Annotated in this window: 13 protein-coding genes; 7 read left to right on the forward strand and 6 right to left on the reverse strand. The window is 59.3% G+C overall.

Annotated elements, in window-relative coordinates; translation table 11 throughout:
* Positions 1 to 111: 111 nt before the first annotated feature.
* The 6 genes from Poly24_RS06080 (at position 112) to Poly24_RS06105 (ending at position 7,087) form a co-directional block, all read left to right on the forward strand.
* The gene (locus Poly24_RS06080; RefSeq protein ID WP_145091947.1) at positions 112 to 1,320 is read left to right on the forward strand and encodes an outer membrane protein assembly factor BamB family protein; all 1,209 of its coding nucleotides are present in this window, start codon (positions 112 to 114) and stop codon (positions 1,318 to 1,320) included.
* Positions 1,317 to 2,630: a 3-phosphoshikimate 1-carboxyvinyltransferase gene (gene aroA, locus Poly24_RS06085; protein ID WP_145091950.1), complete on the forward strand. Its 1,314-nt coding sequence runs from the start codon at positions 1,317 to 1,319 to the stop codon at positions 2,628 to 2,630. Before Poly24_RS06080 ends, aroA begins: the two co-directional genes overlap by 4 nt.
* Before the next feature lie 74 nt (positions 2,631 to 2,704).
* Complete coding sequence (locus tag Poly24_RS06090; RefSeq protein WP_145091953.1) at positions 2,705 to 4,099, forward strand: sulfatase family protein; 1,395 nt, start codon at positions 2,705 to 2,707, stop codon at positions 4,097 to 4,099.
* A gap of 182 nt (positions 4,100 to 4,281) precedes the next feature.
* On the forward strand, positions 4,282 to 5,334 hold the full coding sequence (gene queA, locus Poly24_RS06095) for a tRNA preQ1(34) S-adenosylmethionine ribosyltransferase-isomerase QueA (RefSeq protein WP_145102627.1): 1,053 nt from the start codon (positions 4,282 to 4,284) through the stop codon (positions 5,332 to 5,334).
* A 32-nt stretch (positions 5,335 to 5,366) separates the two neighbouring features.
* Entirely contained in the window at positions 5,367 to 5,978 is a 612-nt protein-coding gene (locus Poly24_RS06100; protein WP_145091956.1) for a phosphoesterase, read from the forward strand.
* Between the two features lie 47 nt (positions 5,979 to 6,025).
* Positions 6,026 to 7,087, forward strand: coding sequence for an Rpn family recombination-promoting nuclease/putative transposase (locus Poly24_RS06105; protein ID WP_197452360.1), 1,062 nt, complete (start codon positions 6,026 to 6,028; stop codon positions 7,085 to 7,087).
* A 119-nt stretch (positions 7,088 to 7,206) separates the two neighbouring features.
* Here Poly24_RS06105 and Poly24_RS06110 read toward each other — a convergent pair whose 3' ends face one another.
* From Poly24_RS06110 to Poly24_RS06130, 5 genes are all read right to left on the reverse strand, one after another.
* The gene (locus Poly24_RS06110) at positions 7,207 to 8,511 is read right to left on the reverse strand and encodes a DUF1552 domain-containing protein (RefSeq protein ID WP_145091962.1); all 1,305 of its coding nucleotides are present in this window, start codon (positions 8,509 to 8,511) and stop codon (positions 7,207 to 7,209) included.
* A gap of 19 nt (positions 8,512 to 8,530) precedes the next feature.
* On the reverse strand, positions 8,531 to 11,239 hold the full coding sequence (locus Poly24_RS06115) for a DUF1592 domain-containing protein (protein ID WP_145091965.1): 2,709 nt from the start codon (positions 11,237 to 11,239) through the stop codon (positions 8,531 to 8,533).
* A gap of 37 nt (positions 11,240 to 11,276) precedes the next feature.
* Positions 11,277 to 12,272 carry an anti-sigma factor gene (locus Poly24_RS06120; protein ID WP_145091968.1) on the reverse strand — a complete coding sequence of 332 codons (996 nt, stop codon included), beginning with the start codon at positions 12,270 to 12,272 and terminating at the stop codon, positions 11,277 to 11,279.
* The gene (locus tag Poly24_RS06125; RefSeq protein ID WP_145091971.1) at positions 12,269 to 12,784 is read right to left on the reverse strand and encodes a sigma-70 family RNA polymerase sigma factor; all 516 of its coding nucleotides are present in this window, start codon (positions 12,782 to 12,784) and stop codon (positions 12,269 to 12,271) included. Before Poly24_RS06125 ends, Poly24_RS06120 begins: the two co-directional genes overlap by 4 nt.
* A 351-nt stretch (positions 12,785 to 13,135) precedes the next feature.
* Positions 13,136 to 13,948 carry a TerC family protein gene (locus Poly24_RS06130; RefSeq protein WP_231753489.1) on the reverse strand — a complete coding sequence of 271 codons (813 nt, stop codon included), beginning with the start codon at positions 13,946 to 13,948 and terminating at the stop codon, positions 13,136 to 13,138.
* A gap of 154 nt (positions 13,949 to 14,102) precedes the next feature.
* On the opposite strand from Poly24_RS06130, the gene lnt reads away from it, so the two are divergent.
* Positions 14,103 to 15,872 carry an apolipoprotein N-acyltransferase gene (gene lnt / locus Poly24_RS06135; protein ID WP_145091974.1) on the forward strand — a complete coding sequence of 590 codons (1,770 nt, stop codon included), beginning with the start codon at positions 14,103 to 14,105 and terminating at the stop codon, positions 15,870 to 15,872.
* A 201-nt stretch (positions 15,873 to 16,073) separates the two neighbouring features.
* Here lnt and Poly24_RS06140 read toward each other — a convergent pair whose 3' ends face one another.
* Complete coding sequence (locus Poly24_RS06140) at positions 16,074 to 19,547, reverse strand: transglutaminase family protein (RefSeq protein WP_145091977.1); 3,474 nt, start codon at positions 19,545 to 19,547, stop codon at positions 16,074 to 16,076.
* Between the last annotated feature and the right edge of the window lie 132 nt (positions 19,548 to 19,679).

Here is a 19,679-nt window from a genome sequence, read left to right on the forward strand (position 1 = left end):
TTCCGTAGTGGATCTTATGAAAGATCCTCGCCCCGACGTTTTTGATGCTCGACGGATCTTTAACAAGATCCACTACAATTCATCTCTCTCCCCTTTTGGGAAACCGATACGATGCGAACGATCACCTTCACTGCCTGTCTGCTGTTGATTCCGATGACCGCATGGGGCGACGACTGGTTGGGCTTCCGTGGTTTTGGCGGCCGCGCCGACTCACCGCAGTCCAATCCGCCGGCGGAGTTTTCCGCCGAAGAGGGGAAGAACATCGCCTGGCATGCAGAGACCGTCGGTCGTGGGATCGCCGGTCCGTTAGTCGTTGGCGATCTGGTGATCGCGACCAGCTGTGGCGGGATCGACGAACGGGACATCTCGGTCGAAGCCTTTGATGCGGCCACTGGCAAACGAGTTTGGGTGCGGACGCTGTTGGCATTGGGCCGGCCGTTTACGCATCCGACCAGCGCCAACGCCGCTCCGACGCCAGCCAGCGACGGCGAGAAGATCTTTGCACTCTATAGTTCCTGCGATCTGGTCTGCTTGGATCGCGAGGGGGGAATCGTTTGGTATCGCGGGCTGGGCGTCGATCATCCCAAGACGGGGAGCGACGTCAGCATGAGCAGTTCGCCGGTGGTGATCGACGACGTGGTGATGGTTCAGTTGGAATGCCAAGGGGATTCGTTTGTCGCAGGGTTGGACAAAAACAGCGGAAAAACGTTGTGGCATCTCGATCGGCCGCGGGTTGCCAATTTCGCTTCACCGCTTGCGGTTCCGTTGCCCAGCGGTCGGCAGGCCCTGTTCCTCTCCTGCTCTCAGTCGGCGACAATCGTCGACCCGGCCAGCGGAGAAGTGATCTGGGAGACCGAGCTCGATTGCAAGACAACACCCTCGGCTTCGGTTGCCGGATCGACGCTGGTCATCCCGACGGCCGGTCTGATCGCGTTTGATTTGACGAGCGATGCGCCGAAGCCCCTGTGGGAATCGGATCGCTTGAAAGCTCGCAGCGCCAGCCCGGTGATCTCCGGCAATCGCATCTACCTGGCTCAAGGTTCGGTCCTGGTAGCGGGCGATTTGGCTAGCGGAGACGAGATTTGGAAGCAGCGGATCAAGGGGATTGGATCGCAGTGGGCGACGCCCGTTGCCACCCAGACCGGCCTGTTTGTATTTGATGACAAAGGGAATTGCGCGGTCGTGAAAGACAACGGCGACGAAGCGGAGGTGCTGGCGGTCTCGAAGATCGACGGCCCGATGCTCGCGTCGCCAGCGGTCTCCGGCGACGCGATTTTTGCCCGCACCGAAAACGCACTTTGGAAAATTGCCACGAAATGAGTGAGTCCTCGCAAACGACTGTCGAAGTTCAACCCAGCGGCCAGGTCAACGGATCGATCCGCCCGCCGGGATCCAAGAGTCTGACCAATCGGGCGCTGATCTGCGCCGCCTTGGCCCGTGGCACGACGCATCTGACTGGTGTTCTCCGCAGCGAGGATACCGAGGTGATGATCGATGCGCTGCGTCAGTTGGACGTGCGGATCGATCTCAGCCCCGATGGCCGCGTTGCCGATGTCAGCGGGATCGGCGGATCCGATGCCTCGCACAAGGCGGAGGTTTATGTCGCCAACAGCGGAACGACGATCCGGTTCCTGACGGCGATGCTCTCCGCGCTCGGCGGCAACTACCGTTTGCATGGCATCGACCGCATGCACCAGCGACCGATCGGCGATCTGTTGACGGCGATCAATCAGACCGGCGGTGGTGCCAGCAGCGAGCAAGGGGATGGATGCCCGCCGGTTCGCATCGACAGCCAGGGTTGGCAGGGGGGCAAGGTGACGGTCGGCGGGAATGTCTCCAGCCAATACCTCAGCGGAATCATGATGGCCGCACCGTTGAGTCGCAGCCCGTTGGAAATCCACGTTGAGGGCGAACTGGTGTCGCGTCCCTACGTTGATATGACGCTGGCGGTGATTCGATCCTTTGGCGTCGACGTGACCGAGACAACTCCGGGCGTCTTCGCGGTCCAGGCCCCCTGTGTCTACCAAGCTATCGAATATGACATCGAACCCGATGCCTCGGCGGCCAGTTATTTCTGGGCGGCTGCGGCGGTCAGCGGTGGAACGGTCAAAGTCGAAGGGCTGACGCGGGCGGCGCTGCAGGGAGACGTTGGTTTTGTCGACTGTCTGGCCAAGATGGGCTGCACCGTGACCGACGCACCCGATGGGATCACCGTCGCCGCCGGCGGCCCGCTGCGTGGGATCGATGTCGACATGAATCAGATCAGCGACACCGTGCAAACGCTGTCGGTGGTCGCGTTGTTTGCCGAGGGGCCGACGACGATTCACGGCGTCGCGCACAACCGCTTCAAGGAGACCGATCGGATCACCGACTTGGCGACCGAGTTGCGGAAATTGGGGGCGACGATCGAAGAATTTGACGATGGTCTGAAAATTACCCCAGGACCGCCGCGAGCGGCTACACTGAAGACCTACAACGATCACCGGATGGCGATGAGCTTTGCCGTTGCGGGGCTGCGTGCCCCAGGTATCCAGATCAAAAATCCGGCCTGCACCGCCAAAACGTACCCCGAGTACTTTGCCGATCTGCAGCGACTGACCGGGCAGAGCCATCATTGGACTGCAGGCTGATCGAGGTCGTCGTTTGGACCGTCGATGCGTTCTCACGCTGTTTGAAAATTTCCCCACATCGAGAATCACAATCCATGAAACCTCAACCCCATTGGCGTCGGCCGATCTTCTTCGCACTGTTTACATTTGTCACGGTTTGCAGCTTCGGTTTGACGCGATCGAGCCACGCGGCCGACACGACAACGCCGCCAAACATCGTGATGTTGATCTCCGACGATCAAGCTTGGGGCGACTACAGTTTTATGGGGCACGACGCGATCCAAACTCCCAATCTGGATCGGCTTGCCAAACAGAGCGTCTTGTTCCGGCGCGGTTATGTTCCGACCGCACTCTGCCGGCCTTCATTGCTCACCTTGATCAACGGTCGCTACGCGTCGCAACATGGCGTGACGGGAAACGATCCTTCGCCGAAATATTCCAAGCCAGGAACGCCTGAAAACGATCAACAACGCGCTCAACTGATCTCTTATCTCGACCGCTTCCCTACCGTCCCGCAGATCCTCGGCCGCGACGGCTACTTGAGCATGCAGTCGGGCAAGTGGTGGGAAGGGAACTACAAACACGGCGGGTTCACTCACGGGATGACTCGCGGTTTTCCGCAGCCCGGCGGTCGACATGGCGATGATGGACTGAAGATCGGTCGGGCTGGGATGCAACCGGTGACCGAATTTATCGACATGGCAGTCGAAGAGAAGAAGCCGTTTTATCTGTGGTACGCTCCCTTCCTGCCCCACACGCCACACAATCCGCCGAAGCGAATTTTGGACAAATACACGCAGCCCGGCCGTTCCGCGTCGGTGGCGAAATATTATGCGATGTGCGATTGGTTCGATGAGACCTGTGGCCAGGTGATCGATCATTTGGATGCGAAGGGATTGCGGGAAAATACGCTGATCGTCTACGTGACCGACAACGGTTGGATCCAAGATCCCAACAGCTCGAAATACGCAGCGCGATCGAAGCAGACACCATACGAAGGGGGCATCCGTACGCCGATCATGTTCTCTTGGCCTGGTAAATTGAAGCCGGCCGATCGGGAGGAACTGTGCAGCAGTTTGGATATCGTGCCGACAGTCTTGGCGGCGGCGGGAGCTGACGTGCCGGCCAATCTGCCAGGGCTGAACCTGATGCCTGAAATGACTAGCGGCGAGAAGATCGACCGCCAGCAGATCTTCGGTGAAAGCTTCGCGCACGATATCGCCGACATCGAAAATCCCGAGGCGTCGCTGCTGTTTCGCTGGTGCATCGAGGGGCGGTGGAAACTGTTGCTGACCTACGATGGCGAAGTGAATCGCTATCAATCGACCCATCCGCGGACCGAGCGGCGCCCGCAATTGTTCGATCTGATCGCCGATCCGGCAGAGGAGAAGAACCTGGCGGCGGAGAACCCAGCGGTTGTCAAGCGTCTTGCCGATGCGATCGAGGCATGGTATCCAGTAACCCAACGTAAGACACAAACCACGTTTTAAACCAATGGTTGCCAAATCTTGATTCGTTGGGGTTGTGTGCCACCGGTTCCAGCCCCGACGACGATTCTTCGGTCCTTTTCTTTTTAGAGACCAAGCAGTCCCGCCGGGCGGGACTGCGCCAGAACTTGGCCAGGGCGGCACCCCAACGCAGCCAACGGAAGCCTCCAGCCAAGCCAAGTCCTGTGAGCGAACTCGATCTCTACGATTACCAGTTGCCTCGCGAGTTGATCGCGCAACATCCGCTGTCCCAACGCGCCGATGCCCGTTTGATGGTCGTCGACCGCCGCAGCGGATCGATCGAACATCATTACGTTCGCGATCTGCCGTCGCTGGTCGATCCGAACGACGCGATGGTCTTCAACGACAGCCGCGTGATTCCCGCGCGACTGGTCGGGTTGCGCACACAAACCGGCGGCCGTTGGCAGGGGCTGTTTGTCCGCAAAGACAATGAAACCGGGCTGTGGGAGATTCTCAGCCGGACTCGCGGCAAGCTGAAGGTGGGCGAGCAGATCACGTTGGAGGATCGCGACGCGCGACCTGTGGAGACTTTGGAAGTGATCGCCCGGCTGCCCGACGGGCACCTCGCGGTGCGTCCCGGCAGCGACGGCGAACCGGCTGAATTGTTGGAACGCTTCGGCCGCGTGCCGCTGCCTCCCTACATCCGCGAGGGGCAGATGGTCGATGACGACGTGAAGACCTATCAAACGGTCTTCGCTCGCGATCCCGGATCGATCGCCGCGCCAACGGCTGGGCTGCACTTCACCCCGGAACTGCTGAAGCAATTGCAGGCCAAGGGAGTTCAATCGCATGCGGTCACGCTGCACGTCGGGATCGGCACCTTCCGCCCCGTGCAAACCGAAACGCTCGACGAGCACGAGATGCATTACGAGTGGGCCAGCATCTCCGCCGAGACAGCCGAGAAATTGAACGCCGCGCGAGCTGCTGGCGGCCGCGTTCTGGCGGTCGGGACGACTTCGGTCCGGACGCTGGAAACCGTCGCTGCCGAAAACGATCAACTGGTTGGCTGGACTGGCATGACGAATCTGTTCGTCCGCCCGCCGTACAAGTTTGGAGCTGTCGATCGCATGCTCACCAACTTCCATCTTCCCAAGAGCACGCTGTTGATGCTGGTCAGTGCCTTCGCCGGACGCGAACTGATCATGGAAGCGTACGCCGCGGCGATTGCCGAAGAGTATCGCTTTTTCAGCTACGGCGACGCGATGCTGATTATCTAGAGACGACAAATCCAATTGTTAGGAATCATTCGATGAGTACAGAAGAGCAGATCCTTGTCATCCCGACTTCGGTGATCGAAGCGTTGGGAGCGTTTGAAGGCTTTGAGCCCGACGTCGACCGCTACCTGAAGCCGCTGTTGGCGAGCGACCAGTTGAGCTTTCAACCACGCAGCCAGATGGAAGAGGATCCGTCGTTCAAGCAATTGATTCCTTATGTCGTCTTGGAGTGGACCGATTCGGACGGCCAGGTGCATCTGTTTCGCTACACCCGTGGCAGCGGCCAAGGGGAAAAGCGATTGCACGCGAAGCGAAGCGTTGGGATCGGCGGGCACATCTCGTCGGAAGACGCCGACAGCAGCGACTTGTATCGGACCGGAATGCTGCGGGAATTGAACGAAGAACTGGTGATCGAATCGAAGTACGAAGAACAGGTCGTCGGTTTGATCTACGACCCGTCGACCGCTGTCGGCCGGGTTCACTTGGGGGTCGTCCACCTGATGAAAATGGAATCGGCCGACGTCCGGAACAACGAATCGGGGCTCGTCGATTCGGGCTTCGCACCGCTGGCGGAGCTGATCAGCCAACGCGACCATTTCGAAATCTGGTCCCAGTTGTGTCTGGATCATTTGTATCCGCAGACCTAGGAATGTTAGACTTCGGTAGTCCCCTTGTTCCTTGGAGGACTGCCGCGATGGATGATGACGAATCGATTCATAATCCGCACGATCGCTTTGTGCGGCGTTTGTTAGGCGAGCTGGATCGTGTTCGCGATCTCGTCCGTTGGCAACTGCCAGCGGAGGTTCTGGCGGAGCTGGATTTGGAGAGCATTCGACCGGCGAAGGAGTCGTTTGTCGACATCGCACTCCGCGAAGGACTCTCGGATCTGGTCTTCGATGTCAAACTGTCTCGGGGCGACGATGCTTTTGTGGTGTTGTTGTTCGAGCACAAATCGACAGCCGATCCGCAGACGATCTTCCAGGTGCTGCGATACATCGTCGGCATCAATGACCAGCGATTGCGGAGCGGTCAGCCGCTGTGCTGCGTGATTCCGCTGGTCTTCTACCACGGCCGCAGTCCTTGGAACGTTGCTCGGACCATGCAGGAACTGGTTGAATCGCCGGAGCCCCTGCGTGGTTTCGTTCCCAGTTTCACAATGCCGTTGCTCGATTTGAGCCAATGCAGCGACGAGGAATTGCGAGGCGAATCGGTATTCCTCGCTTACATGGCGCTGCTAAAATATATCAAGCGGGATGAGCTGCCCGAGCGGTTGCCAGGAATCTTAGAGCTGTTCAGGAAACTATTGCCACCGGCGACCGCCCTTCAAAGTTTCGAAACCATCTTACGTTACATCGCTACGGGGACCGACCGCGTTACCAAGTCGCAACTGGTCACAATCGTTCAACAGGCTCTTCAAGTAGAAGGAACATCGATCATGCCAACCGTCGCCGAACAATGGAAACAGGAAGGACGCCAGGAAGGCGAGCAGAAAGGACGCCAGGAAGGACGTCAGGAAGGACGCCAGGAAGGACGTCAGGAAGGACGTCAGGAAGGACGTCAGGAAGGACGTCAGGAAGGACGTCAGGAAGGACGTCAGGAAGGTGAGCAAAAAGGGGAATTGATCGGCCGGATTCTGGTCATGGAAGAGGTGCTCAAGCGACCTCCAACGCCCAAAGAGCAGTTGGCTGGTCAAGACTTGCAGCAGCTGCAACTCCAGGCAGACGCGCTGTATGTCGAGCTGAAAGGTCGGCAATAATCGAAGGAGCGGTTTGCCTTGCTGTTCAAATGTCAAAGGTCCAGAGGACTGCAGTTCTCTAAGTCAGAGAGTGTCCCGCCGCGGAGCGTTGGGGCGTGGGTAGCATTCCCTTTCTACGGTTAGGCGATCATTTGATCGATCACACCGGTGCTGTCGCCGTGTTGTTGGGCGTTGACGCCGACGCCGCGCAAGAGCGTTAGCCAAGCGTTGCAGAGTGGCGTGTCCTGAGGGACGACGATGTTTTCGCCCAGCTTGATTCCCGCGCCGCCGCCAGCGATCAGGGTCGGGCAGTTCGTCAGGTCGTGGCCGGTGCGAAGGTTGCTTCCGTAAGCCAGCACGAGGTTGTCGAACAATCGGCTGCCATCGGCTTCGCGAGTCTCTTTAAGTTTATCGAGCAAGCCGGCCAGCAGCATGCTCTGCGTCGAGTCCCGTTTCTGCGAGCAGACCAGTTTCTCGCCTCGCGTCCCGTGATAGTGACTCATGTCGTGCGGGGCGACGTTTTGGCCGATGCTGGTCAAAAGCGCCGAGACGGGTTGGCGATAGGTGATCACTCGCGTGCTGTCGGTCTGCAGCGCGGCAACCATCAGATCGTACATCAATCGGATCTCCTCGCGGCCCATCATTTCCGAAGGAGGTTGGGCCAACGGAGCCGCCGGACGCGGCCGTTCCAGCCACTGTTCGTCTTTGCTCAATCGTGTCTCGATATCGCGGATGCTTTCAAAATATTCATCCAGCTTTTTGTTGTCGTGGTTCCCCAGGCCGCGTTGCAGGCTGTGGGCATTCTCCAGAACCGTGTCGAGCACACTCTTGCGTTGAGCGATCATCGCGCGTCGTTGTTCCAGTGGCAGCGAGTCTTTGGAGAACAGGCGGTGGAAAACTTGGATCGGTTCCTTGTCGCCGCCGATCGGTTTTCCACTGGCGTCCCAGGCTAGCGACAGCCCAGGACCGTGCCCCGACCGTCCTGCCGATTCCGCGTGATCGAACTGCAGCGAAGCGAAGCGCGTGTGCATGCCAAACTCTTTGGCAGCGACCTGGTCGGCGGAGATCGTGTTGCAGAAACTCTGCCCCGGTTGGCCGTATGGGTTGGCACCGGTCAGCCACCACGTGCTCCCCGCATGCCCTTCGACTGAAAACTTGTTCCGCAGTCCCTGCACGACCGAGAAATCGGATCGATGGCGTTCCAACGGCTTCAGCCCTAGCGGAATCTGGTAATCGGCCCCCGGCGTATTCATGTCGGGAAACCACGATTCCTCCGTCACGCCCCAGCCGAAACCCAAGAAGAGCATCCGTTTGGGCGGCGCTGCGGGCGCCGCAGCTCGGGCGAAGCGCCGGAAGCCAAACGATTCCAGGAAGGGCAACGTGACGGCAGCCGATGCGGATCGAAGGACTTGTCGCCGCGAGGGTTTTCGATTTGTAGGGAACATGGTGCGGGTTATCCTTAGGTTACTTCGATTGAAATTCGGTGCTTTGAACCAACGATTGAACAAACGATCGGATGGCAAAGTCGTGGTCGCCAGCTTGTCGCAGCGTCTCTTCGATCAAGCCTTCGTCGCTGAACGCCACCGGGCGCCCCAGCGCGTATTGGATCAAGGCCTCGGTGAAGCCGCGGGCAAACGCATCGTGACGCTGGGCGATCAGGTCGCGGAGTTCAAAGTAGTTCTGAAACGCTGGCCCGTTGTGCAATGCGCTCGACGGATCGATCGTCCAGCTGATTTTGCCGTCCGGTTTCGGTTTGCCGTTGTCATCGGCGGCGTGGTAACTGTCCTCGGTTCTCCAGGCGCCGACGGCGTCGAAATTTTCGAGTCCGAAACCGATCGGATCGATCTTGCGATGGCAGCTTGCGCATTGTGGCTCCTCCTGGTGGGCGAGCACTCGTTGGCGAGTTGTCAGCGCTTGTCCGGCCAGACGAGCCAGTTGAGGAATGTTGGCCGGTGCCGGTGGCGGTGGATCGTTTAGCAGTTTTCGCAACACCCAGACGCCTCGTTCCACCGGGCTAGTGGCGTCGCCGTTGCTGCCCATCAAATGAATCGCTGCCATCCCCAGCAATCCACCGCGTGGCGAATCGGCGGGGAGTGCGACCTTGCGGTATTCGTCACCGTGAACCCCATCGATGCCATAATAATTGGCGAGCACGGCGTTGATGACTGCATAATCGCTCTTCAGCAGATCGGTCAGTTTGCTGTTGTTTTTCAACAGCAGGCTCACGGTTTGATAGATCTCCAATCGAGCGGCTTTCCGTGTGCTGTTGTCGAATCGTGGGTGGTTTTGTTGATTGACCTCAAAGAAGTCGAGTCGTTCGAGTCCCAGCCATTGATAGGTCAATGCGTTGACGAGGTCTTCCGAACGCGGGTCGTCCAAAAGACGCGTGACTTGTGCGGCGAGGACCTCGGGGCGATGCAATTCGTTCTTTTCGGCGAGGCCGACCAACACGTCGTCTGGCGGCGAACCCCACAAGAAATAGGCGAGTCGATTGGCCAGTTCGCGGTCGTTCAGACGCCGTGGCTGATCGGTCGTCCGCGGCTCCGAATGGTACAAAAACATCGGCGACGCGAGCACGATCGACAGCGTCTGTTTGAGTGCATCGGGATGCTTTTCTCCCTGGCCACGGTGCCCTTCGTAGATTGCGACCAATCGATCGATATAGGACTCCGATGGCGCTACGCCACGAAACGCTTCGGCGGCAAACTGCTTGAAGGCGACGTGCAGTTCATCGCTTGTGGGGCTGGCTGATTTGTCGTGGAATTGCAGTTTGTCGATCGCAGCGATCCCCGGCGGCTTCGGCTGGCCTGCCGTTGGGACGCGCTCAATCTCCATCCAATCGACCCACAGCGAGAACTTGCGGCCGATCCCATCGTTTTCGTCCCGTCCTTCCCGGGCAACTCGCGTCGCTTGGACCCAGTCGTCGCGGGTACCCTTTTCGCGGAGGAACAACCAACGATTGAAGCGGTCTTTGTTGGCGCGGGTCATCGTCAGCGGGAATTCCACGACTTGGGGCGATTCGATCGTCCCCGTGATCTCATGGGCGCTGAACGCTTGTTGGGACCGTGGATTGATTCCAAATTCGATGAACCGCCGCTCGGGCGTGGCGTCGGGAGTTACTGCGGCGGCAAAGCGGACGATGTAGTTGCCGACGGGCCAGCTGAACGGAACCAGCAGGTTGATCGTCGCATTATCCAGCACCGACGGATGTTCGTTGGAAGCCGCCAGATAGGCACCGGATTCAACCGCTGGCTGTTCTAAATAGTACTGGTGATAGGGGAGATGAAATGGGTTGAGAGCGGAGATCGCTTTGTCGGCATTGTTCTCTTCGGTTTGGAAGCCAAAGGTCTCCGGCGCGAGCACGCCGGGCAACTTCTTCCAACTGCGATAGAAGATGTGTCGATGGTTACCCAGTGGTCCCGCTCGAATCTCGGCGATGATCTCTGCATTCTCGGGCAGCTCCACCGCGGCATCGACTTGCTTTGCCCAACGCGTCGCCCGCTCCAACGCGTCTCTTTGATCTTCGATCCGCTGGCGAACCTTTTCGGTGATCTCTTCGGTCTCAAAACGCAGCTTCTTTTCCACATCGGCCGCGGCGTCCCATTCAAACGCCTCTTCGAGCGCTTCGCGTCCCAGAGCCAGGTACTGTTCAAACTGAGTGCTCGACAGGTAGAGATCTGAACCAAAGGTGTCGAAGCGTCCGCTGGCCGTGTCGGCGGGGAGATCGTTGACCGTGATCTCGACGCCCAACAGCTCCCGCAGCGTATTGCGGTACTCGCGTCGATTCAGACGCCGCATCGTGATCCGTCCCTTTTGGTCGGCGAGGACGCGACGCGCGGTGACCATCACGTCGGCCAAGTGGGCCAGGAAGTCGGCTTTCGCTCCTTTGTCGATCGCCGGTTCGCTCGGCGGCGGCATCTCGCCGGCGTTTAACGCGCCGAGAACCTTCTGCCAACGCGCCGCCGTCGGGTTGTCTTCGATCGACAGCGGCAGGTCGTCGACGCGGAAGGCAGCTTCCGCGTTCTCGGCTCCGTGACATGCCACGCAATGTTTTTGCAGGAGCGCGAAGTGGTCCTTCGCAATGGCGGCAACCGGGACCTCAGCGGCGGCGACCCACGCCCCGGGCAAGCTGATTGCGATCGAAAACAGAAATGAAAGGGCGAACTTTGGCATATCGTTTGGCAGGATAGATTGATGGTTGGTTAAGCGGCTAGCGCGGGTAATGCGTCAGCGAAAGCTGGATGTCGTCGATGAAGTGCCCGGCAAACGTGAGCCGCTGCCCCGAGTCGAGGTCGTCTGGACCGGCGTGGCAGATCGCGATGTGCAGCAACAAAAAATCGGCATCGGCGGGAAGCTTGATTTCACAGTTTCCCTGCTGCCACGTTGCCGGATCGACGTCCAGCCGCCAACTCCGGTAGGCAATCGCCAAGGCGTTTCGGTTCTTCAGATCCCCGGCTAGCAGTTTCGGATTCGCAGCGGTTTGCGCGTCGATCGCGGTCATCGAGATCACGTATCGGATCCCTTCGTCCCGCGGTTGAGGCGTGGAGTTAAATTGTGCCGTCGCCGTGGCGATCGTCACTCCACTGGCCAACTGGGACTGGAACGATCGGAGGTCGATCAAACGATAGAGGTCTCCCCAGTGGCTGCCCGCCGGATCGGACTTCGCTTCGTAATCCGCTCGCAACATTTGCAGCATCCGATCGCCGCTGGCGGCTTGCACGTTGGATTGGTCGGCGACGACTTGGCTGAAGTCGCCACTGAATCGCCCCGGCATCGTCGGCGGACCGTTCACGCCGGGAGTGGTTCCCGATTCGAAGTCTTCGCTGAAGAGCTGTGTTTCTGCTGGCATTTGCAAAAGTCGCGTTACCGGCCAAGCGACTCCCGTGATCAGAACTCCCAGCAGCATTCCGGTCACCAAGACGTAGGTCGATTTGCCGGGCGGAGTTATCGCCGACGCGATGCTCCATGATTCGGAGCGACGATGGACCGGATGGGAAGCTGCCGCCGCGGTGGGGGATGGATCGTCGACAGGCCAAGCTGCCAGGGCGGCTTGAGACGCCAAGCCGCTGACTTCGGCCAGTTCCCAGAATCGTTGCCTGGCCGGTTCGGAGTGCAGCATCAGCGTTTCGAACTCGGCTTGCTCCGCTTCCGAAAGAGCATCGTCCAGGAACGACCCGATCAAACGATCGATGTAGTCATCTTTCATTGCGAGCCTCCACTGGCAAGTTGCCGGTCCATGCATTCGCGCAGTGCCATTCGCGTTTTGGAGAGCGCGACGTTGATCGAATTTACGGTTCGCGACAGGATCTCTGCGATCTGTGTGGGAGAGTGCTCGCGTTGGTAACGCAAGGAAATGATCTCGCGCGATTTGGGGGCCAGGTCGCCGAGGCATTTGGTCAGCGCTTGCAGGCGCTCTTCGCTAGCCCAGTCGTCCGGGCACGAAGCGATCAAGGAATCGATGACATCGACGCTGCGGACGTTTGCCGCCCGCCGGGCTTCCATGAGTTTGAAACGCAGGATCGAACGACTCCAGGCGAGAAAACTGGTCTCCAGGTCGAATTCCTCCGCTTTGGCGGTGATCGTCAGGAAGGTCTCTTGGATCAAATCGTCGGCCTGGATGAAGTTGGGGCTCAGCGCGATCGCCATCGCTTTCAGCTGGGATTGATGCTGAACGAACAACTGTTGCACTTGGAGGGTATGGTCGGGGGGATGTTTCATGGTCGCTTTCTATAACTATGACGCGACGCGCCAAAGACTTAGCCAACATTTTGCAGAAAAAATGCCGCCAAGGGGGCGTGCCGTCGCTCAGCTTGCCGTTTTGTGCGGAATCTGAGCCCGCAGCAGGCCTGGGAGAATCGTAACCAATGACGGTTGGGCAGCGTGTCGCGAGAGGCGTCGATCGCGCAGATAGCCGCCGCGGGCGGCCATTCAGGAAAAGGCTGAAGGCGTATGGCAGCAAGACCCATAGGGGGGCGAGCCTGCGCCCCATGGGATGTCTTCTTAATGTGAAGCGTCCCGTTGCGGAGAGCAGCGGGATTACTTTGTCTCGGGACCGCAGGCCCCGCGCGATCAGGCGTGCTTGCCCACTTCGGCCGCTTTCTGCGCCATCAGCTTCTTTTGGTAGCGGCCTTGAATGATGTCGACGACAACCAAAACGACAAGGACGAAGTAGAAGGTGGTCTTCTGCATCGCTTCGACGTGATAGCCGAAGAAGGCGAGATGGGCGTTGTGCCCTCCTTCGCTGACCAGCATGATGCCGACGATGAATAGGATGAACAGGCCCAACACCTCGTACATTCGATTCTTTTTCAAGAACTCCGAAACGTGGTCGGCCATCACCATCATCAACACACCGCTGATCACGATCGCAACGGCCATCACGGCGATGCTGTCGGTCAGTGCCATCGCGCTTAAGATCGAATCGAAGGAGAAGACGAGGTTCATCAGAACGATCCAAAAAATGGCCGATCCGACCGACCGCTGCGCCGACTCTTCCCCATGCCCGACCTCATGGATCGACAACATGTGATAGATCTCTTTCATCGCGGTGTAGAGAATGAAACCACCGCCGGCGATCTCGACGACGCTAGCCAGGTTGAACGCGCCAAACATCCAAGCCCCTTCGGTATCGCTGCCGATCGTCAGGAAGGGATCTTCGAACGACTTGATCGCTTTGACGACGATGTACAGCAGCACAATCCGCAACACGATCGCTAGCCCGATTCCCATCCGCCGCACCTTCTGTTGGCTCTCTTCGGCAACCCGCTTGGATTCGAGCGAGATGTACAGCAAATTGTCGAAGCCCAACACCGCTTGCAGGGCAATCAGCATCAGCAATGTCAGCAGGTTGGCCAGAGTAAATAGTTCGGTGATTGCACCCATCGATATCTCGCTCGCGGAATTGTGTTCAACAACTTGACGCCTAACAAACTCGCCGAGTAGGGTAGAGGCTCTGAACCGGAAAAACCAGTCCCCAGCGGCATCCATCGACTTCCAGTGGCCGCACGCGAACAAGCGTAACGATGCCAGGAATCTCATGGATGAACCGTTAACTCACCGGCAATCCCAGTTGCAGACCTGCATCGCCGGACTGTTAGGAATGGGGCTGATGTGGCTCGCTCACCCGCCGGTCGGTTTCAGCTTTTTGGCCTGGATCGCACCGCTGCCTCTGCTGTCGCTGGTCCATCGCAATCAACCGCTGTTCCGCCGCGATTACGTTTGTCTGTGGCTGATCGGTGCACTTTTTTGGTTTATCGCGTTGTCGGGCATTCGGCACGCCCATCCGATGCTGATCCCCGCCTGGATCGTGTTGGCGGCGTATCTGGGCATCTACACGCCGCTGTTTGTTGGACTCACCCGCGTCGCTTGGCACGGCTGGCGGATGCCATTGGTCGTCGCCGCCCCGGCGGTCTGGATCGGTTTGGAATTGGCTCGCGGTTACGCCTTGTCCGGTTTCAACGGCGTGATGCTTGGGCACACGCAAGCCAACCTTCCCTGGATGCTGCAGATCGCCGATCTCGGTGGAACCTACGCGGTCAGCGCGGTGGTTATGTTTGTCTCCGCTGCCCTGGCGGTTTGTCTGCATTGCCGACGGTTGGCGGGGACGGAGCTGTCGGTCGCCACGTCGCGCCGACGGCAACTGCACGCGATCCTCAACGGCACCGCGGTGCTGGCAGCGACGCTCGGTTACGGGCTGTTTCGGCTGAGAGAGGCGGAGACGGTCGTCTCGCCCGAACCGATGTTGAAGGTCGCGCTGGTGCAGCGCGACGTCGAAGCGGTCTACGAGTACAGCGAGCAGCGCGAACTGGAGACGGCACGGAAGTATTTCAGTGGTTCCCGCGATGCGGTGTCGGCCGATCCGGGAGTCCAATTGGTCGTCTGGCCCGAGTCGAGCTATACCGCTGCGATGCCGTGGCGGGTGTTGGAAGATGACTTTACGGTCCCCGCCGACGCCGGCATGACGCGGGCTGAAATCGTCGCGGGGGTTCGCGACAGCCAAAACATGTTCCAGCGTCGAGCCGCCGATATCCAGCTGGGGCTGACGGCCGCCAGCGGGCGATCGCTGCCGCCTAGTCTGATGGTCGGCTGCAGCGTGCTGCGGTATGTCGATGGGCCGGTCCAAGTCTTCAGCGGCGTGGTCACGATCGATCCGACGGGCAAAGTCCCCGCCTGGTACGGCAAACGTCACTTGGTGATGTTTGGCGAATACATCCCGTTTGCCAATCGGTTCCCTTGGCTGTACACGGTCACACCGTTGCAGATGGGGGTCACGCCGGGAGACGCTCCGATCGTCGCGGACGTCAAAGGGGTGAAGGTGCTGCCGAGCGTCTGTTTCGAAACGATGGTGGAACGGGTGACGAACAAGCACTTGCGTCAACTGGCAGCCGAAGGGAAGCCGGCCGATCTTGTCGTCAACGTGACCAACGACGGCTGGTTCGACGATTCGGCGATCCTCGAGCACCATCGACGTTGCAGCCAATTAGTCGCCGCGGCGCATCATACGCCTGTCTTAATGGCGGCCAACGGTGGTCCAACGGTCTCGATCGACAGCAGCGGCCGAGTCGTTGGGCGTCTGCCGCACCAGGACGAATCGTTTTTGATCGCCGATCCGCGGCAGGATCCACGCGTTTCGTTCTATCAACGCGTCGGCGACTGGCCAGCTCGCTTCGCCACGCTGTTGTGTATCTCGCTGGCGATCTCGGGTTGTCGGGGACGACGGCGACGAAAAAAGCAGTTGCCGCTGCCAAGCGTCGAATCGCCAACCGATCTGATCGGCGACGCAGGTTCGGAGCCGCCACGCGTTTAACCGCTATACCGTTCAACGACGGCGTTTCGGACCGTCGAAAGAATTAGCGGCGGGATGTAGTGGACGAGGTTACGAGTCCCAGCGATTTGGTCTGATGCAAAAGGACTCGTAACCTCGTCCGCTACGCTTCGTTAAACGACGGCGCCCGATGGGGACGCGGTTAAGCAACCGCGTCCGTACGGGCGTACGGTGCGGGGCGGATCAGTTGCGATTGCGGCGGAGGTCCAGCGTCATCGGGAACTCTGGATTGCACTCCTCTTTCGGCAGCGAAACCTTGCCGCCGGTGTGACCGATCTTGAAGAATCGGGCCGCGCGGCGACTCTCGGCTTCGAATGCGTTGACCGGGAAACTCGGCGAGTTCAGGCCGGTCGGATTGCTGACGTGGTACTGGCATCCGCCGATCGAACGCTTGTTCCACGAATCGACGAAGTCGAAGATCAGCGGAGAATCGACAGGGATCGTCGGGTGCAGGCAGCTTGGTGGTTGCCAAGCGCGGTAGCGGATGCCGGCGACAAATTGCCCTTCGACGCCCGTCGGATGCAACGGCACGCGACGGCCGTTGCATGTCAGCACGTGCCGCGTATCGGTCATCCCCGAGACCTTGACCTGCAGTCGTTCGACCGAGGAATCGACAAAACGAGCGGTCCCGCCGCCGGCGGCTTCTTCGCCCAACACGTACCACGGTTCGATCGCTTTCCGCAATTCGACGTGAATCGATTGTTGGGTGAATTCGCCCATCACGGGGAAGCGGAATTCTTGATGCGCCCCGAACCATTGGTGTTCGAAATCGAAGCCGCACTCGCGAAGATCGTCGACGACATCGCTGAAATCCTGCCAAACAAAATGAGGCAGCATGAAGCGATCGTGCAGTGTGGTGCTCCAGTCGACCATCTCGGTTTCGTACGGTTGTTCCCAGAATCGAGCGACCAGACCGCGGATCAGCAATTGTTGCGTCAGGCTCATGCGTGCGTGCGGTGGCATCTCGAAACCGCGGAACTCCACGAGTCCCAACCGCCCCGTCGCCGAATCGGGCGAATAAAGCTTATCGATGCAGAACTCGGCCCGATGCGTGTTGCCGGTCACATCGACCAACAGGTGTCGGAAGATGCGATCGACCAGCCATGGCGGAGTCGTTTCGCCACGGCGAATCTGGTCGCAGGCGATCTTCAATTCGTAGATCGCGTCGGTCCGCGATTCGTCGCAGCGTGGCGCTTGGCTGGTCGGGCCGATGAACTTGCCGCTGAACAGATACGACAGCGACGGATGGTTGTGCCAGTAGCTGACGAAACTTTTCAGCAGATCGGGGCGACGCAGGAACGGGCTGTCGGCCGGTGTCTGTCCGCCCAGCACGACGTGGTTGCCGCCGCCGGTTCCGGTGTGCTGCCCGTCGAGATCGAACTTCTCGGTTCCCAATCGCGTGTGGCGCGCGTCTTCGTAGACGCCGTTGGTGATGTCGACCAATTCGGTCCAGTCTTGAGCCGGATGGACATTGACTTCGATCACGCCCGGATCGGGAGTCACTCGCATGACTTGCAATCGCGAATCGTGCGGCGGTTGGTAGCCTTCGATCGTGACCGGCGTTTCCAGTTCTTCGGCGGTCGCTTCGATCGCCGAGATCAGTTCCAAGAACGATTCCAAGCGGTCGGTCGGCGGCAGGAAGACGTGCAGCCGGCCTTCGCGTGCTTCGACGCACAGGGCCGTCGGCACGATTTGCGATTCATCAGCCACTTGCGTGTCGACCGACATGTGGTCGGGGCCACCCTGTTCGTTTCCACCCGGCGGAATCGCTCCGTTGCTCGGCGAACCGTCCCCACCGTTCCAGCCGCTGGTGCCGTGAGCTTGCGAAGTGGGCGAACCGCCGACGGTCGCAAACTGCTGTACTGGTGTGAGGGCTTCGGTCACGTCGACCCGCATGTTCCCATGGCTGATCGCTTCGGAAACGACATGTCGCAGATGGCTTTGCCGAATCTGGTCGCTGGTTTGCAGATGGCCGACAGGTTCCATCGGGTCGCGATCGAAGAAGTCCAACGCGTGTTCGGGCTTGTCGACATAGGTCAACGATTGCAACGGCAACCGGTAGCCCATCGGCGAATCGCCGGGCAGCAGGAACATCTCTTCGGATCGAACCTTCCACGGTCCGCTGGTCCAGTGTGGCGAATCGGTCCACCAGACATGCCGCAGCGGCAGGACAACGCCGACGGCTTGCGTGAGCCCTTGTTCGAAGATCCTCGCGATCCGCTCACGCTCTTCTTGCGACTCCAGTTTCGAATCGCGGACGTCGACGTTCGAAGGCAGACGACGTTCGCGCCACATGTAGTACATCGCGTCTTCGTAGCCGCAGGCAACGTGTTGCGGATTCGCTCCCAATCGGGTCGCCAATCGCTTCGCAAAACGCTCCGCATCTTCGGCGGTGTGGCCGTAATCGGTTTCAACGTTTGCCAACCACCGGTCATCGCGCCAGATCGGTTGGCCATCTTTACGCCAGAAGATCGCCATCGCCCATCGCGGCAGCGGTTCGCCGGGGTACCATTTGCCTTGGCCAAAGTGCAACACGCCGCCGCTGCTGAACCGCGACTTCAGCCGCAGCAACAGATCGTAAGAGAGTCCACGTTTGGTTGGCCCAACCGCGGCGGTCTGCCATTCCTCGCCATCCATATCGTCGATCGAGACGAAGGTTGGTTCGCCACCCATCGTCAGGCGGACGTCGCCGCGCTGCAGATGTTCGTCGATCTCATGCCCCAGGGCTTCGATCCGGTTCCATTGCGAATCGCTGTAGGGGAGCGTGACGCGCGGATCCTCGTGGATGCGCGTGACCGACATCTTGTGCTCGAACTCGACCTCGCATTCGTCCAGCGTTCCGGTGATCGGAGCGGCCGAGGTTGGTTGAGGTGTGCAGGCCAACGGGATGTGTCCCTCGCCAGCGAACAGACCGCTGGTTGGGTCCAGCCCGATCCAACCAGCGCCCGGCAGGAAGACCTCTGCCCAAGCATGCAGGTCGGTAAAGTCGACTTCGGTTCCCGAGGGACCATCCAGCGACTTCTCGTCGGCTTTTAATTGGATCAGATAACCCGAAACGAACCGCGCCGCGAAGCCGAGCTGACGCAGCAATTGGACCATCAACCAACCGCTATCGCGACACGAACCGCTGCAAAGTGTAAGGGTCTGTTCGGGCGATTGGACGCCCGGTTCCATGCGGAGCGTGTAGGCGATGTGGCTCTGCAGTTTGCTGTTCAGATCGACAAGGAAGTCGATCGTGCGGCGCGGCGTATAATCCAACGAGCCCAGAAACGCATGCATCTTGGGGCCTGTGGCACCACGTTGCAGGTAGGGCCGCAGCTCTTCGAGCGATTCGGCGTCGTAGCTGAACGGATATTCGGTCGCTTCGGGTTCCAGAAAGAAGTCGAACGGATTGACGACCGTCATCGTGGCGACGACGTCGACTTCGACTTTAAATTCTTTGACCTGTTCGTTGAAGACGCATCGAGCCAGGTAGTTGCCGAAGGGATCCTGTTGCCAGTTCAGATAGTGGTCTGCTGGAGTGACCTTCAACGAATAACTGTTGATCGGAGTCCGGCTGTGGGCGGCCGGCCGCAAACGAATTACTTGCGGCCCCAGATTGATCGTGCGGTCGTATCGATAGATGGTTTGGTGGTTAAGAGAAACACGGATGGTCATGAGCGGCCTAGCCTAGGTGTTGACATGCAGTCATGGAAACTCGCGCATCCGTGTCTCTCGAATTCCGAAAAACGGTTGATATAAATAGATCAAGCGTCGATTCATCCAAGAACCGAAACAGATGCGATTACC

This window comes from Rosistilla carotiformis (assembly GCF_007753095.1).
GTDB lineage: Bacteria > Planctomycetota > Planctomycetia > Pirellulales > Pirellulaceae > Rosistilla > Rosistilla carotiformis.